The organism is Microbacterium sp., assembly GCF_049661145.1.
Lineage (GTDB): Bacteria > Actinomycetota > Actinomycetes > Actinomycetales > Microbacteriaceae > Microbacterium.
Window position 1 is genome coordinate 1 of sequence record NZ_JBASZT010000121.1, and the last position, 15,557, is coordinate 15,557.

At 69.0% G+C, this 15,557-nt stretch carries 13 protein-coding genes and 1 riboswitch; of the genes, 9 read left to right on the top strand and 4 right to left on the bottom strand.

Annotated elements, in window-relative coordinates; all coding sequences use genetic code 11:
• Positions 1-53 precede the first annotated feature (53 nt).
• From WBP48_RS05410 to WBP48_RS05435, 6 genes are all read left to right on the top strand, one after another.
• Positions 54-1,088 (top strand): ABC transporter permease, encoded by a 1,035-nt coding sequence (locus WBP48_RS05410; protein ID WP_424437216.1) that lies wholly within the window; start codon positions 54-56, stop codon positions 1,086-1,088.
• An 8-nt stretch (positions 1,089-1,096) separates the two neighbouring features.
• Positions 1,097-2,122 (top strand): ABC transporter ATP-binding protein, encoded by a 1,026-nt coding sequence (locus WBP48_RS05415; RefSeq protein ID WP_424437219.1) that lies wholly within the window; start codon positions 1,097-1,099, stop codon positions 2,120-2,122.
• Entirely contained in the window at positions 2,119-3,105 is a 987-nt protein-coding gene (locus WBP48_RS05420; RefSeq protein WP_424437222.1) for an ABC transporter ATP-binding protein, read from the top strand. The genes WBP48_RS05415 and WBP48_RS05420 overlap by 4 nt, the downstream gene beginning before the upstream one ends.
• Positions 3,106-3,152: 47 nt before the next feature.
• Positions 3,153-3,683, top strand: coding sequence for a hypothetical protein (locus WBP48_RS05425; protein ID WP_424437225.1), 531 nt, complete (start codon positions 3,153-3,155; stop codon positions 3,681-3,683).
• A 46-nt stretch (positions 3,684-3,729) separates the two neighbouring features.
• Positions 3,730-4,533 carry a CPBP family intramembrane glutamic endopeptidase gene (locus WBP48_RS05430; protein ID WP_424437246.1) on the top strand — a complete coding sequence of 268 codons (804 nt, stop codon included), beginning with the start codon at positions 3,730-3,732 and terminating at the stop codon, positions 4,531-4,533.
• 249 nt (positions 4,534-4,782) lie between these two features.
• Positions 4,783-5,832: a type IV toxin-antitoxin system AbiEi family antitoxin gene (locus tag WBP48_RS05435; protein ID WP_424437228.1), complete on the top strand. Its 1,050-nt coding sequence runs from the start codon at positions 4,783-4,785 to the stop codon at positions 5,830-5,832.
• A gap of 78 nt (positions 5,833-5,910) precedes the next feature.
• On the opposite strand, the gene gcvP is transcribed toward WBP48_RS05435, so the two are convergent.
• From gcvP to WBP48_RS05455, 4 genes are all read right to left on the bottom strand, one after another.
• Positions 5,911-8,760 carry an aminomethyl-transferring glycine dehydrogenase gene (gcvP, locus tag WBP48_RS05440; RefSeq protein WP_424437249.1) on the bottom strand — a complete coding sequence of 950 codons (2,850 nt, stop codon included), beginning with the start codon at positions 8,758-8,760 and terminating at the stop codon, positions 5,911-5,913.
• Positions 8,761-8,810: 50 nt separating this feature from the next.
• Positions 8,811-9,191, bottom strand: a complete 381-nt coding sequence (gene gcvH / locus WBP48_RS05445) for a glycine cleavage system protein GcvH (protein ID WP_424437231.1) — start codon at positions 9,189-9,191, stop codon at positions 8,811-8,813.
• The gene (locus WBP48_RS05450; RefSeq protein ID WP_424437252.1) at positions 9,188-10,375 is read right to left on the bottom strand and encodes a glycine cleavage system aminomethyltransferase GcvT; all 1,188 of its coding nucleotides are present in this window, start codon (positions 10,373-10,375) and stop codon (positions 9,188-9,190) included. Before WBP48_RS05450 ends, gcvH begins: the two co-directional genes overlap by 4 nt.
• A 250-nt stretch (positions 10,376-10,625) precedes the next feature.
• A riboswitch (glycine riboswitch) is annotated at positions 10,626-10,737 on the bottom strand.
• Between the two features lie 224 nt (positions 10,738-10,961).
• Positions 10,962-12,182 (bottom strand): MarP family serine protease, encoded by a 1,221-nt coding sequence (locus WBP48_RS05455; RefSeq protein ID WP_424437234.1) that lies wholly within the window; start codon positions 12,180-12,182, stop codon positions 10,962-10,964.
• Between the two features lie 131 nt (positions 12,183-12,313).
• Here WBP48_RS05455 and WBP48_RS05460 point away from each other — a divergent pair, with 131 nt between their 5' ends.
• The 3 genes from WBP48_RS05460 to nadB all read left to right on the top strand — a co-directional run.
• Positions 12,314-13,051, top strand: coding sequence for an NUDIX hydrolase (locus WBP48_RS05460; RefSeq protein WP_424437237.1), 738 nt, complete (start codon positions 12,314-12,316; stop codon positions 13,049-13,051).
• Positions 13,048-14,382 carry a quinolinate synthase NadA gene (nadA, locus tag WBP48_RS05465; RefSeq protein WP_424437240.1) on the top strand — a complete coding sequence of 445 codons (1,335 nt, stop codon included), beginning with the start codon at positions 13,048-13,050 and terminating at the stop codon, positions 14,380-14,382. The genes WBP48_RS05460 and nadA overlap by 4 nt, the downstream gene beginning before the upstream one ends.
• Positions 14,379-15,557, top strand: a 1,179-nt coding sequence (gene nadB, locus WBP48_RS05470) for an L-aspartate oxidase (protein WP_424437243.1), incomplete at its 3' end; no start/stop codon positions are given. The genes nadA and nadB, both read left to right, overlap by 4 nt.

The window sequence follows — 15,557 nt, forward strand, 5'->3', positions numbered from 1 at the left end:
GGCGTCGAAAGGCGCCCACCCGACACCCTCTGAAAGGCGAGAGAGGTCATCACGTGATCGCGTTCATCATCCGCCGAACGCTCGTCGGCATCGTCATGGTGATCGTGATGATCTTCGTCGTCTTCGCACTGTTCTTCGCCAACGGCAATCCCGCGATCAACCAGTGCGGCAAGTACTGCACACCCGAGAAGCTCGAGCAGACCACCCAGCTTCTCGGCTACGACAAGTCGATCCCGCAGCAGTTCGGGGCGTTCGTCTCGGGCCTCGTCGTCGGACGCGACTTCCCCGTCGACGATGAGTACCGAGAGCAGTTGATCGAGAACGGCTATGAGAACCGCATCGTCCACTGCGCGGCGCCCTGCCTGGGCTATTCGCAGAGCGAGCAGAAGACCGTCAATGCGTTGCTCGTCAAGGCGGCGGGCCCAACGATCTCCCTCTCCATCGCGAGCTTCGTGCTCTGGATCGTGTTCGGCGTGCTGATCGGCATCCTCGCCGCCGTCTATAAGGGCCGATGGTTGGATCGCATCGTCGTCGGCGCGACACTCGTGGTGTACGCGCTCCCGGTGTTCGTGATCGGAACCTTCCTGCTCCAGTACGTGTCGGTCAAGTGGGGCCTGTGGCCCTATCCCCGATTCGAACCGCTGAAGAGCTTCGCCGACCTCGGGCCGTGGATCATCGGGATCACCCTGCCGGCGCTCACGCTCGCCCTCTTCTTCATGGCCGCCTATGTGCGGTATACCCGTGCCTTCGTGCTCGAATCGATGTCGGAGGACTATATCCGCACCGCACGCGCGAAGGGGCTCTCCGAACGCACGGTGCTTTTCAAACACGGTCTGCGCGCGGCCCTCACGCCGCTCGTGACGCTCGCCGGCCTCGACTTCGCGGGTCTGCTGGCGGGCGCGATCATCACCGAGAGCGTGTTCAACTATCAGGGCATGGGAGCCCTCGCTGTCAAGGCGAACAACAACCACGATCTGCCTGTGCTGATCGGTCTGGTGATCGTCGGCGCCGTCGCCGTGATCGTGATGAACATCATCGTCGACATCCTGTACGCCTACATCGACCCGCGCGTGCGGGTCACGAATTGAGGGCCGAGATGAGCCAGCCATTTCTGTCTGTCGAGAATCTCGTCGTGCACTTCCCCACCATCGACGGCATCGTGCGTGCCACCGATGGGCTCAGCTACTCGCTCGAGCGGGGTAAGACGCTCGGCATCGTCGGCGAGTCAGGCTCCGGCAAGTCGGTGTCGTCGTCGGCGATCCTGGGTCTGCATCGGAACACGAGCGCGCTGGTCAGCGGCGCGATCTGGTTCGACGGCACCGAACTGCTCGGCATCAGCGACAAGGAGATGCAGCGCCGGCGCGGTAAGGACATCGCGATGATCTTCCAGGACCCGCTTTCGGCCCTGCATCCGTACTACAGCGTCGGCGACCAGGTCGCCGAGGCGTACCGTGCCCACAACGATGTCAACCGCAAGGCCGCCCGTGCCAGGGCCATCGAAATGCTCGATCGCGTCGGCATCCCTCAGCCCGACCGACGCGTCGACGACTACCCGCACCAGTTCTCCGGGGGGATGCGCCAGCGCGTCATGATCGCGATGGCGCTCATCAACGATCCCACGCTGCTCATCGCCGACGAGCCGACCACGGCGCTCGATGTGACCGTGCAGGCGCAGATCCTGGACCTGCTGCAGGATCTGCAGCGCGAGTTCAACACGGCGCTCATCATGATCACACACGACCTCGGGGTCATCGCTGAGCTCGCCGACGACGTGCTCGTCATGTATGCCGGCCGTGCGGTGGAGTACGGCGCCACCAAGCAGCTGCTGACCGCCCCTGCCATGCCCTATACCCTCGGCCTGCTGAAGTCGGTGCCCGACCTCTCGAGCCCCGTCGACGTGCCGCTGCATCCGATTCCCGGTAACCCGCCGAGCCTGCTCAATCCGCCGACAGGGTGCGCGTTCCATCCGCGGTGCGCATTCACTTCGCTCGTGCCGGGCGATCGGTGCACGACCGAGCTCCCCGAGTTGGCGGAGATCGCCCCCGGCCACCTGCGCCGCTGCCATCTGGCCGAACGCGATCTCTCCACCCTCGCCCTCGTGAGTGCGGAAGGAGCCCAGTGAGCATTCCGCTGCTCGAGGTCCGCGACCTCAAGATGCACTTCCCCGTCAGGTCGCAGGGAGTCATTTCCCGCACCGTGGGCCATGTCAAGGCCGTCGACGGGGTGTCGTTCACGATTGGGCACGGCCAGGCGCTCGGCCTCGTCGGCGAGTCCGGCTCTGGCAAATCGACGATCGGTCGGCTCGTGACACGCCTCTACGAGCCCACCGCAGGACAGATCCTGTTCGAGGGGCGCGACATCGCCAAGTCGAGCGCCCGCCAGCTCAAACCGCTACGCCGCGACATCCAGATGATCTTCCAGGACCCGTATACCTCGCTCAACCCGCGACAGACTGTCAGCGAGATCATCGGTGCGCCGCTGGAGATCCACAAACTGGTGCCACGGCAGGGGCGGCTGCGGCGCGTGCAGGAGTTGCTCGAGATCGTCGGCCTGAACCCCGAGCACTACAACCGCTACCCGCACGAGTTCTCCGGCGGTCAGCGGCAACGCATCGGCATCGCGCGCGCCCTGACGCTGCAACCGAAGCTGCTGGTCGCCGACGAGCCGGTCTCTGCGCTCGACGTGTCGATCCAGGCGCAGGTCATCAATCTGCTGAAGGATCTGCAGCGCCAGTTCGACATCGCCTTCCTGTTCATCGCTCACGACCTCGCGATCGTGCGCCACTTCTGTCCCGACATCGCCGTCATGTATCTCGGCAAACTCGTCGAGCAGGCGCCGCGCGAAGAGCTCTACAGCCACCCGCTCCATCCCTACTCGAAGGCGCTGCTCTCGGCGGTACCCGACGTCAGTCAGGCTGCTGTCGGGGGCCGCCGCGAGCGCATCCGGCTCACCGGCGATGTGCCCTCACCGATCAACCCGCCGTCAGGATGCCGTTTCCGCACCCGTTGCTGGAAGGCGCAAGACATCTGCGCGACGCTGGAGCCGCCCCTTCAGCCTGTCAAGGCCGGCGGTTCGGACTCCGTCGCGTGCCACTTCCCCGAGTGAGGCGCCCCCCTGCATCCGGGGAGCACACTTCCGGGGACCACAGGTACGTGCTCCGCGACCCCCGATCGACCGTGACCTTCTGGGCCGGGGTCAGCGTGATGGCCCTGATCGGGATCGATTTCGCCGTGATTCAGAACTGGCCGCTGTTGGCGACGTCGCTGCCGTTCCTGCTGTTCCTCGCCTGGGTGCTGTGGATCATGCTGCTGCGTCCCCGCGTGGTCTACGACTCCGAGCGCGCTCGCGTCATCAGCTTCTTGCGCACGTATGACCTCCCATGGCCGCGCGTCGCCGCGATACGGCAGCGGCTCCACCTCATGTTCGAGCTCGAAAGCGGACGCGTGATCACCGCCTACGCGGTCACAGCATCCCGGGGCCCAGGCGCAATCGTGCGGACCGCGACTCGACGCATCGGCGACGACCCCGGCGCATTCACGCGGACAGCGGACGACCTCGATCAGGTGCGCCGCAATGCGACGCCGTCGAGCGAACAGACGAGGTCCGGGTGGGACGTGCTGCCGATCGCACTGGGCGCCGTGCTCCTCGTCGCGATGGTCGTCACGCTCATCGTGGGGCTGTGAGCTGCGGGCGACCGACTAGCATCGGAGAGTGCCCCCGCGCGTCCGGATGAGTACCGTGGACCGGTCTGCGGCGGCAGACGCGCTGCCCACGCCGTCACGGACACGCCTGTGGTGGGAGATCGCGATCGTCCTGACGCTGTCGGTGGGGCGCTCGGCGGTGTACTCGGTGCTCTCGCTCCTGCAGGCGCTGACACGCGAGCAGGCATTGGGCGACCAGTCGACGTCGCTGAACCCGGGCGCGAACGCGCAGCAGTTCTGGGATGTCCTCTACCAGTTCGTCGCACAGTTCTTCGCGCTCGCGCCGATCGCCCTGGCGATCTATCTGCTGTGGGGGCCGGGTGCTTCCGCATTCCGACGGATCGGACTGGACTTCCGCAGCATCCGCCTCTTCGGGCGCGACCTCGGTGCGGGCGTGCTGCTGATCGCGGTGATCGGTGCGCCCGGGCTGGGGTTGTACGTCGCGGGGCGCGCGCTGGGGATCACCGTGCAGGTCGATGCGTCGCCGCTGGATCCGTCGTGGTGGACGGTTCCTTTGCTGCTCCTGGCGGCGCTGCGGGCGGGGCTGACGGAAGAGGTGATCTTCATCGGCTACCTGTTCGACCGGCTGCGGCGGCTGGGCTGGGGTACGTGGGCGATCATCCTGTCGACGGCTGCGCTGCGCGGCGCGTACCACGCGTATCAGGGGTGGGGACCGCTGGCCGGCAACATCGCGATGGGGATCGTCTTCGGGTGGGTGTACCAGCGCTGGGGCCGCGTCATGTCGCTCGTGATCGCGCACACCTTCATCGACGTGATCGCCTTCGTCGGCTATCCCCTGGCCGCCGCGTGGTGGCCCGCCCTGTTCGTCTGACCCCCTCGACCCCCCGCCCCCGCCGACCGCCGCCGCCCGCCGCCGCTCGCTCCCCCCTCGAGAGAACAACTCGGCGCCGAGAGAACGGGTAGCAACCGTTCTCTCGGCGTGCAGTTGTTCTCTCAAGGCTTGGAGGGGTCGGCGGGGATCGGCGGAGTCGCTCTCTCCACAGGTGGAGAATCCGGCGGACTCTCCACCGATTCGGGCATCTGCGGCCCACGCGCCACTGTTGTCGGGCACTGTCAGGGCATGCTGACCCTCACCACCTCACTCGCGTTGAGCCCATCACCGGTGACGCTACTGCGCGGCACCGAGCTCCCCCATCCGGAACGCGCCGTGGCACGAGGCGACGTCGTCCGGGTTCGCGCCGGCGTGTTCGCGCCGGCGGCTCAGTGGCGTCGACTGCGACCGTGGGAGAGGTACCTCGCGCGGGTGCACGCGGTCGCGCTCGTCCGTCCCGACGCCATCTTCTGCCATGAGTCGGCGGCGGTCCTCGTGGGGATGCCGGTGGTCGGCGATCCGGTCACGGTCCACGTCCTCGTGGCCGCCACGGAGGCGGCCCGCGAGTCCGCCGGCATCCGTTCGCATCGCGCGGCGGCGCTGCCCGATCTCATCACCGTGGGAGGCATCGTTGTGACCACGCCCGCCGTCACCGCCGTGACGCTGGCGCGCTATCGCCACCACGCGCTGGGACTCGCTGCGACCGATGCCGCGTTGCGGCTCGACCCGCTGCTCAGCCGTGACGCTCTGAGTACGGAGAACGAGAGCCGCCCGACCGGCCGCGGACGGAACACGGCGCGCTGGGCGCTGACAAGAGCATCCGCCCAGCGCGAGAGCGCCCTCGAGTCGCTCAGCGATGCCGTCCGGGAGTGGCTGGGGTTTCCCGCACCCGAGCTCCAACACGCCTTCGTCGCAGCCGACGGGACAGTCGATCGCGGCGACCAATGGTGGGAGAATCTCGGGCTCCTCGGTGAGCCGGACGGCGAGTTCAAGTACGACGGACGCTTCGGCGATCCGGCGGGTCTGCTGCGCAAGCGCCGGGAGCGCGACCGACGTCTGCTCAGCGGTCCGGTGGCGGCGATCGCCCACTGGGGCTGGATCGAGGTGGCCAGGGTGTGGCCGCTGCGCGATCTGCTCGTCGGGTTCGGACTTCCGCAACTGCTCCCGGTCCAGATCGCCCCGCTGCGGTCCCTCATGAAGCTGCTGCAGCCCTACGACCGCTTGCTGTCCCGCGACGATCGCATCCCCCGTGTCCCCTCAGACCGCGAGAGAACAACGCGACGCCGAGAGAACGGGTAGCACCCGTTCTCTCGGCTCTGAGATGTTCTCTCGGCAACGACGCGGGTGGGGGCGGCGCGGGTGCGGGCGGGGGCGGCGCTACGCGAAGGCCTCGACGGGTGGGCAGGCGCAGACGAGGTTGCGGTCGCCGTAGGCGTTGTCGATGCGGCGCACGGGAGGCCAGTACTTCGTCCGCACGAGCGACCCCACGGGGTACACCGCCTCCGACCGCGAGTACGGGTGATCCCAGGCATCCGACACCGCGACCGCCGCGGTGTGGGGTGCGTTCACAAGCGGGTTGTCGGCGGCATCCCACTCCCCCGCCTGCACGCGAGAAGCCTCGGCGCGGATCGCGATCATCGCCTCGACGAACCGCTCGATCTCGCCCAGATCCTCCGACTCGGTCGGCTCGACCATCAGCGTCCCCGCAACCGGGAACGACATCGTCGGAGCATGGAAGCCGTAGTCGATCAGCCGCTTCGCGACGTCGTCGACGGTGACGCCCGTCTCCTCCTTCAGCGGCCGCAGGTCGAGGATGCACTCGTGCGCGACGAGTCCGCCCTCCCCCGCGTAGAGCACCGGATAGTGGTCGCGCAGCCGCGTCGCGATGTAGTTCGCCGCGAGCACCGCCGCCCCGGTCGCCTGCCGCAGCCCCGCCGTGCCCATCATCCGGACGTACGCCCACGAGATCGGCAGGATGGATGCCGAACCGTACGGCGCGGCCGACACCGGCCCTCCGTCGAACACGAAATCCCCCGCGTGCGCCGCGCGCTGCGCGAGCGGATGCGACGGCAGGAACGGCGCGAGATGCTCCTTCGCCGCGACCGGTCCCACCCCCGGCCCGCCGCCGCCGTGCGGAATCGCGAACGTCTTGTGCAGGTTCAGATGCGACACATCGCCGCCGAGGTCGCCGAACCGGGCGAACCCGACCAGCGCGTTCATGTTGGCGCCGTCGACGTACACCTGGCCGCCGGCGTCGTGCACCGCGGCGCACAGCTCCACGACATCCTGCTCGTACACGCCGTGCGTCGACGGGTACGTGATCATCAGTGCGGCGAGCGTGTCGGCGTGCGCCGCGATCTTGGCGCGAAGGTCGCTCAGGTCGACGTTGCCCTGTTCGTCGCACGCGACCACGACGACCCGCATCCCGGCGAGCACCGCCGAGGCCGCGTTGGTGCCGTGGGCAGACGACGGGATGAGACACGCGTTCCGCTCGGCCTCGCCGCGCGAGTGGTGGTACCCGCGGATCGCGAGCAGGCCCGCGAGCTCGCCCTGCGATCCGGCGTTCGGCTGCAGCGACACGGCGTCGTACCCCGTGATCTCGGCGAGCCACGACTCCAGCTGCTCGATCAGCACGAGGTACCCGGCGACATCCTCTGCCGGCGCGAAGGGATGCACGCGCGAGAACTCCGGCCACGACACCGCCGCCATCTCGGTCGCAGCATTCAGCTTCATCGTGCACGACCCGAGCGGGATCATGCCGCGATCGAGCGCGTAATCACGGTCGGCGAGCTGCTTGAGGTAGCGCATCATCGCCGTTTCGGAGCGGTGCGCGTGGAACACCGGGTGCGTGAGGAACTCGTCCTCCCGTCGCAGCGCTTCGGGAAGCTGCGGCTCCGCCAGTGGTGCGTAGGCTACCCAGCGGCGCTCGGGCGCCCCGAACACCTGCGCCAGCACATGCAGGTCCGAGAGCGTCGTGGTCTCGTCGACCGAGACACCGACGGAGTCGGTGTCGCGGAACCAGAGCTGGAACCCGCGCTCTCGCGCGAGGTCGACGACGACGCCGGCGCGGCCGGGCACCGACACGACGATCGTGTCGAAGAAGTCGTCGTGGAGGATGTCGTTCCCCGCCTCCGCGATCCAGTCGCGCAGCAGGTGCGCCTTCGCGGCGACCTCCGACGCGATCCGGCGCAGCCCCTCCGGCCCGTGGTACACGGCATACATCGACGCCATGACCGCCAGCAGCACCTGCGCCGTGCAGATGTTGCTCGTGGCCTTCTCGCGCCGGATGTGCTGTTCCCGCGTCTGCAGCGAGAGCCGGTAGGCCGGGTGGCCCTCGGCATCCTGCGACACGCCGACGAGGCGCCCCGGCAGCTGCCGCTCCAGGCCCGACCGCACCGCCATGTAGCCGGCGTGCGGACCGCCGAAGCCGAGCGGAACTCCGAACCGCTGCGTCGTGCCCACCGCGATGTCGGCGCCGAGCGAACCGGGCGAGCGCAGCAGCGTCAGGGCCAGCAGGTCGGCCGCGACGACCGCGAGTCCGCCCTGCGCCTGCACGGCGGCGATGACCTCGGACGGGTCCCACACCCGGCCGGTCGCGCCGGGGTATTGGATGAAGGCGCCGAAGGATGCCGGGAGGTCAGCGCTCTGAAACCGCTCGCTGTGGTCTCGATACACCGACGCTGAAGCGTCGGCACTCGACCACCGGATGTCAACGAGCTCGATGCCGAGGGCGGCGGCGCGGTGAGCGAGCAGGGCCTTGGTCTGCGGCAGTGCGTCCGCATCGACGAGAAAGACGTTCGAGGTCGACTTCGACGCGCGGCGAGCCACCAGCATCCCCTCGACGACGGCCGTCGACTCGTCGAGCATCGACGCGTTCGCCGTCTGCAGGCCCGTGAGATCGGTCACCATCGTCTGGAAGTTGATCAGCGCCTCCAGCCGTCCCTGCGAGATCTCCGGCTGATACGGCGTGTAGGCGGTGTACCACGACGGGTTCTCGAGAACGTTCCGCGCGATGACCGACGGCGTGAACGTGTCGTAGTACCCGAGCCCGATCATCGGCCGCGCCGGGCGGTTCAGCGACGCCAGCGACCGGAGCTCCGCGAGCGCCTCGGCCTCGGTCGCCGCCGGCGGCAGCACCGAGTCCGCGACGGGACGGGCATGGATGGATGCCGGGACCGCCCGCTCGACGAGCGCTTCGACGCTGTCGTAGCCGAGCGCTGCCAGCATCGCGGCCTGCGCCGCGGCGTCGGTGCCGATGTGCCGAGAGGCGAAACCGGTCACGCCTCGCCGCCCGTGAGCGCGACGTACGCCGCCCGATCGAGCAGGCCGTCGGCGTCCGCCGGATCGATCTGGATCTTCACGAGCCACGCGCCGAACGCGTCCGCGTTGACGGCGGACGGGTCGTCCACGACGGCGTCGTTGATCTCGACGACCTCGCCGGTCAGCGGCGCGTACAGCTCGCCGACCGACTTCGTGGATTCGATCTCGCCGCAGACGGCGCCCGCGGTGACGGTCGTACCGACCGCCGGGAGGTCGACGTAGACGACGTCGCCGAGCTTGTCGGCGGCGTAGTCGGTGATCCCGACCGTCGCGACGTCGCCGGCGACGGCGACCCACTCGTGCTCTTCGGTGTACTTGAGGCTACTCAGGTCGGTCATGCGGTCCTCCGGTAAAAGGGCAGTGCGGTCACGGTCGCGGGGATGCGGGTCCCCCGCACGTCGAGGAAGAGTTCGGTGCCCGGCGCCGACAGCTCCGGGGGGACGAAGGCGAGCGCGATGGGATGCCCCAACGTCGGGCTGAGCGCCCCGCTCGTGATCTCGCCGACGGCGGTGCCCTCGGCATCCGTCACGGCGTATCCGGCGCGTCCGGCGCGACGGCCGTCGGCGGTGAGCCCGACGAGCACGGGCAGGTCGGCGACAGCGGATGCCGCGGTCAGCGCCTGCTTGCCGACGAAGTCGTCCTTGTCGAGCGCGACGACCCGGCCGAGGCCGGCCTGCGCCGGGCGGATGTCGGCCGACAGCTCATGGCCGTGCAGCGGCATGCCCGCTTCGAGCCGCAACGTGTCGCGGGCGGCAAGGCCCGCCTGCACGAGCCCGAGCGGTGTGCCCGCGGCCAGCAGCGCATCCCACAGCGAGGGCGCGAGGGCGTTCGCCATCAGCAGTTCGAAACCGTCCTCGCCGGTGTACCCGGTGCGGGCGACGAAGAGCGGCTCGCCCTGGAAGGTGCCGCCCGACCACGCGTAGTAGCCGAGGTCGGCGAGCGTCGGCGTCACGCCCTCGATTCCAGTGGTGACCTCGACGATCTCGCGGGCGCGCGGACCCTGCACGGCGATCAGCGAGTATGCGTCGGAGATGTCCTCGACCGTTGCGCCCGCGAATCCCATGACCTGAGCGAAGATCGTCGTCCCCTCCGAGGGTCCGGCTGCGAAGGCCGCCGACACGGGCGCACGCTGCACCCGCTCGGCAAAGGCCGCCGCGACGGCGTCCCGGTTGCCGGCGTTGGAGATCACGAGGAATCGATCGTCGTCGAGCCGGTACACGATGACGTCGTCGAGGACACCGCCGGCATCCGTCAGCATGAGCGAGTACTTCGCCTTGCCGACCTTCATCGTCGAGATGCGACCGGCCAGCGCGTAGTCGAGGAACGGCGCCGCACCGGAACCGGTCACGAGGAACTCGGCCATGTGGGAGATGTCGAACAGGCCCGCGGCGCCGCGCACCGCGTGGTGCTCGGCGAGGTCGGAACTGTAGCGGACGGGCATGTCCCATCCGCCGAAGTCGGTGAAGGAGGCGCCGAGCGCGGCATGGCGGTCGTGGAGCGCGGTGGTGCGGAGGTCGGACACGAGTTCAGCCACCAGTTCTGGGAAGCGAGCGGACGGATGCCGGGGCCGGCAGCCGCGAACTCCCCCTCTGTCATGGACCTGAGAGCTTCACCGGCACTGACGGAGCAGATGCCGGCTTTCACCGTCGGCGGAGATCTTCGCGCAGATGGGAACCCGCGGAGCGAAAGGTCACCAGGGTTTCGACTCGGACGCTGCGCGTCCTCGCTCAACCTGATTTCTCGCTGCGCTCGAAATCACTTTCCAGAGCGGCCGGACGCGAGCGGTACGCGGACCTGAGAGATTGGCGGGGAGGCTTGCTCCTTCGGTGCCCGGCTCCCGCCTCCCGTCAGGAGCGGATGCCGGGGCTCTCCCGCACACGTCATGCGGCCAATGTTCGATTGTGGGATTCAGTTATCGGCTCAGCTTTTCAGGGGCGCGGCCGCGCCCTGGGGCGAGGAAACCTGCCTCGGGAAGGCGAGACTTTCGCATCAGCTTCTCAGGGGCGCTGCCGCGCCGTAGGGCGAGAAAGTCTGAGTCATGTCACGACACTTTCGAGTTAGCATATCGCCCGTAGCCACCGCACGGGTTCCGACCGGCGCATGTTCGGCTACTGCATGCATTCACCGGATGACACTTCGGCATCGCCGGCATTCACCACCGCGAGCACTGGCCGCAACTCGTCGGTGGTCATGGCATAGCCTCGCCGTTCCCCGTCCTCACCGCGTGCGAACACGACGCCGATCACCTCGCCGTCGCCGCTGAGGAGGGGACCTCCGGAGTTCCCGGGCTGCACATCGGCGTCGAGCGTATAGATCGCGCGCGGCATCGCCGACCGGTCGTAGATGTCGGGCACCCTGACCTCGCCGACGGCGATCACGTCGGCGGTCGAGCTGCTGAACGGGCCGCCGAGAGGGTAGCCCTGCACCGCCGCCTGCGTCCCGGGTTCGACGGGATCGGCGATCGGGAGCACTCCGGCGTCGAGCCCATCGACGGCGATCACGGCGAGATCGTCGAGGGGATCGAAGTACACGATGCGCCCTTCGCGGGTACGGCTGCCGTCAGCGCCGAACCAGCCCGCCCCGGCGTCGACACTGGGCAGCTCGACGATCGGCGTCTGCACGCCGGCGACGACGTGGGCGTTCGTGACGACCAGGCCGTTCCCGGCGACGAACCCGGAGCCGGTCATCGACGTGCCGCACGCGTAGGCGGTGCCGCTGATCCGCGCGACCGACGCCGAAGCGGTCTGCAGCTCTGGATCGTCGAGTGCGATGGGCGGATCGGTCGGAGTGGTACTTCCTCCGATGGCCTGCTCGATCCTCGGCAGGCCGTCTTCGATCACGAGGGCGCCCACCTGCGCGAGAGCGTCGTCGAGAGGGGCGGGCGTGAGCCGGTCCAGCATTCGAAGCACCTGCGATGAGCCCACCGCAGCCGAGACGGCGGGAATGCCCGCGGAGGTGAGACCCGCTCCGACGATCAGCAACGCGAGCGCCACGGCGGCGATGCCGACGACACCGCCGCCGATGCGTTCCACGCCACGCAGCCGGGTGCGATCAACTCCCCGACGGATCATTCCGCCGACGCCGGCGCCGATCCCGGCGCCCAGCAGCACGACGATGACGGCGAGACCGGCCAAGGCCGCGCTGCGCCACGCGTCAGCGGGAATCGCCTCGGACGCGAACGGGGTTGCCAGCGGCACGAGCCAGAGCGCGCCGAGGGCGCCGAGCACCGTGCCGGCGATCGCGCCGAGACTCGCGAACAATCCTCGGGTGACACCCACGATGAATGCCGCGAGAAGCGCGACGAGCGCGACGACATCCACGACGAGCATGCGACCCTCCCTTCGCATCCACGGTAGAGGCCGGCACTATGGCTCGGCTGGAAGCGTGCTGTTCTCCCGTCGCTCGGGACTTGCACTTCAGGTCGGATTGACTATAAGATCTCATCGAGGTTATAGTCACCATGACACGAACAAACTCCCCCTCCGCCGCTCCGTCCCCCGTTTCGAGCGAGGGCGACATCCGCGTCGCCGTTTCGACGGTGATCTTCAGCCTGCGGCGTGAACCCGGCACCGATCGTTCGAGCGTCGTCCTCCCGCTCGTGCGCCGCACCCGGGACCCGCACGAGGGACTGTGGGCGCTTCCCGGCGGTTGGCTCGACGCGGCCGAAGAGCTCGAGACCGCGGCATCCCGCACTCTCGCCGAAACGACGGGTCTGGCGCCGAGCTACCTCGAGCAGCTCTACGCCTTCGGCGATATCGACCGTTCCCCGACGCGCGTCGTGTCGATCGTGTACTGGGCGCTGCTGCGCGAAGGCGCTCTGCTCGCCCCGGCATCCGAGAATGCCGCGTGGTTCGACGCGGCATCCCTCCCTGCTCTCGCCTTCGACCACAACCACATCGTCGACTATGCGCTGTGGCGCCTGCGCAACAAGGTCGGCTACAGCCGCATCGCCCACGGCCTGCTGCCCGACCTGTTCACGCTCGCCGACCTGCGCGAGGTGTACGAGGCGATCCTCGGCCGCGACCTCGACCCCGCCAACTTCCGCCGTCAGGTGGAGAACTCCGCAACGCTCATCCCGACCGAGCAGTTCCGGACCGGCAGCCACCGTCCTGCGCGACTGTACCGCTACAACCACGATGTCGAGCTCGCCGAGCGCGGGCCCCTACCGACCGAATCCCTTCCGGAGGTGCTGTCATGACCACCCTGACCCTGCAGCCGCGTCCCGCCGGCCGCGTCCACCCTGCCGATCGTCTCGACCCGAGCGTCGACCACGGCATTCAAGCGATCGTCACGGGAGCCTCGACCGCCGAGACATGCAACACCGACCTCGCAGCGGGTCCGTGGGACTTCGACTCACGTCCCGGCTACGGCCCCGGATCCTCGATGGGCGACGTCATCCCCACGGGGGCGCCACGGCAAGGTGAACTGCCCGCCGAGTACCGCGAGGCCGGCGAGGCCGAGCTGGACGCCCGCATCGTCGCCGCCAAGCAGACCCTCGGCGACAGGGTCGTCGTCCTCGGCCACTTCTACCAGCGCGAAGAGGTCGTCACCCACGCCGACTACGTGGGCGACTCGTTTCAACTCGCCAACGCCGCGCTGGAGCACCCGAATGCCGAGGCGATCGTCTTCTGCGGCGTGCACTTCATGGCCGAGACCGCCGACCTCCTCTCCCGTCCCGAACAGGCGGTGATCCTGCCGAACCTCGCCGCGGGGTGCTCGATGGCCGACATGGCCTCGATCGACGAGGTCGAAGAGTGCTGGGAGCAGCTCGAGGACGTCTACGGCCCGCTCGACGCGCGCGGTGACGACGGGCGCGCGCCTGTCGTACCCGTGACATACATGAACTCCTCCGCCGCGATCAAGGGGTTCGTCGGGCGGCACGGCGGCATCGTCTGCACGTCGTCGAACGCGCGGACGGTGCTGGAATGGGCGTTCGCACGCGGGCGCCGTGTGCTGTTCTTCCCCGACCAGCACCTCGGTCGCAACACGGCCAAGGCGATGGGCGTTCCGCTCGAACGGATGCCGATGTGGAACCCGCGCCGGCCCCTCGGCGGGTCGTCGGTCGCCGAGCTGGCCGACGCGCGCGTCATCCTGTGGCACGGGTTCTGCTCCGTGCACCGCAGGTTCACGATCGACCAGATCGAGAAGGCGCGGGCGGCGCACCCCGGCGTGCGCGTCATCGTGCATCCCGAGTGCCCGATGGCGGTCGTGGATGCCGCGGACGAGTCGGGATCGACGGACTACATCCGCAAGGCGATCGCCGCGGCCACCGAGCCCACGACGTTCGCGATCGGCACCGAGATCAACCTCGTGCAGCGCCTTGCGGCGCAGTTCCCGCAGCACCAGATCTTCTGCCTCGACCCCGTCGTCTGCCCATGCTCGACGATGTATCGCATCCACCCCGGCTACCTCGCGTGGGTGCTCGAGCGGCTCGTCGCAGGCGAAGTCGTGAACCGCATCACGGTGCCCGCCGACGTCGCCGATCCCGCTCGTCTCGCTCTCGAGCGGATGCTGGCGGCGAAGCCGTGAGCGTCCGGGTCGTCGTGGTCGGCTCCGGCATCGCCGGGCTCACCGCGGCACTGCACGCCGCGGCATCCGGCTGCGAGATCACCCTCGTGACCAAAGATGTGCTGGAGCACGCCAACACGCGGTTCGCGCAGGGTGGGATCGCCGGGGTCATGTTCGATGACGACAGCGCCGCAGCGCACGAGCTCGACACCCTCGTCGCCGGTGCGGGTCTCTGCGATCCCGAGGCGGTGCGTGCGCTCGTGACGGAGGGTCCGGCGCGCATCCGCGAACTGATCGCGCTCGGCGTCGCCTTCGACCGCGGGGCCGATGGCGGGTTCGTGAAGGGTCTCGAGGCCGCCCACTCCTACCCGCGGGTGCTGCACGCGGGCGGCGACGCGACGGGCAGCGTCATCGAAAAGGCGCTCGTCGCACGACTGCGCGAAAGCGGCGTCGAGGTGATCGAGCACGCTTTCCTCGCGGACCTCGTCGCGGCGGCAGGGTCCGGAATAGTCACGGGCGTCGAGCTGCTCGTCGGCGAGCGCCCCGACATCCCTGGGGTACGTCGGGTTCGTCGCGCGGATGCCGTGATCCTCGCCACGGGTGGCGCGGGGCAGCTCTACGCCCACACGACCAATCCGCCCGTCGCGACCGGGGACGGGATCGCTGCCGCACTGCGGGCCGGGGCGAGCGTGTCTGATCTGGAGTTCTTTCAGTTCCACCCCACGGTTCTGGCCGCCGGTGAGCCGTTCCTCGTGTCCGAAGCGGTCCGCGGCGAGGGTGCGGTGCTGCGCGACGAACAGGGCCGCAGGTTCATGCTCGACGTGCATCCCGACGCCGAGCTCGCCCCGCGGGACGTCGTCGCGCGGGCGATCGCACAGGTCATGGCCGAACAGGGCGGGCGCCCCGTGCTGCTGGACGCGACGGGGCTCGGCACGACCCGAAAGAAGACGGCGGCGTTCCTCGCCCGCCGATTCCCCACGATCGATGCGGCCGTGCGCGAGCGCGGGCTCGACTGGGCGCGGGAGCCCATTCCCGTGACGCCCGCCGCGCACTACCTGATGGGTGGGGTCGACACCGACCTGCACGGCCGGACGGACCTGCCCGGACTGTATGCCGTCGGCGAGGTCGCCCGCACGGGCGTGCACGGCGCGAACCGGCTCGCGTCGAACTCACTGCTGGAGGGCGCGGTCTTCGGC

What these genes read in the sequence shown, in the direction of transcription:
- WBP48_RS05415 (WP_424437219.1), top strand. Translation starts at nt 1,097, where the DNA reads ATGAGCCAGCCATTTCTGTCTGTCGAGAATCTCGTCGTGCACTTCCCC.
- WBP48_RS05430 (WP_424437246.1), top strand. Translation starts at nt 3,730, where the DNA reads ATGAGTACCGTGGACCGGTCTGCGGCGGCAGACGCGCTGCCCACGCCG.
- WBP48_RS05435 (WP_424437228.1), top strand. Translation starts at nt 4,783, where the DNA reads ATGCTGACCCTCACCACCTCACTCGCGTTGAGCCCATCACCGGTGACG.
- gcvP (WP_424437249.1), bottom strand. Translation starts at nt 8,760, where the DNA reads ATGCTGGCAGCGCTCGGCTACGACAGCGTCGAAGCGCTCGTCGAGCGG.
- gcvH (WP_424437231.1), bottom strand. Translation starts at nt 9,191, where the DNA reads ATGACCGACCTGAGTAGCCTCAAGTACACCGAAGAGCACGAGTGGGTC.
- WBP48_RS05455 (WP_424437234.1), bottom strand. Translation starts at nt 12,182, where the DNA reads ATGCTCGTCGTGGATGTCGTCGCGCTCGTCGCGCTTCTCGCGGCATTC.
- WBP48_RS05460 (WP_424437237.1), top strand. Translation starts at nt 12,314, where the DNA reads ATGACACGAACAAACTCCCCCTCCGCCGCTCCGTCCCCCGTTTCGAGC.
- nadA (WP_424437240.1), top strand. Translation starts at nt 13,048, where the DNA reads ATGACCACCCTGACCCTGCAGCCGCGTCCCGCCGGCCGCGTCCACCCT.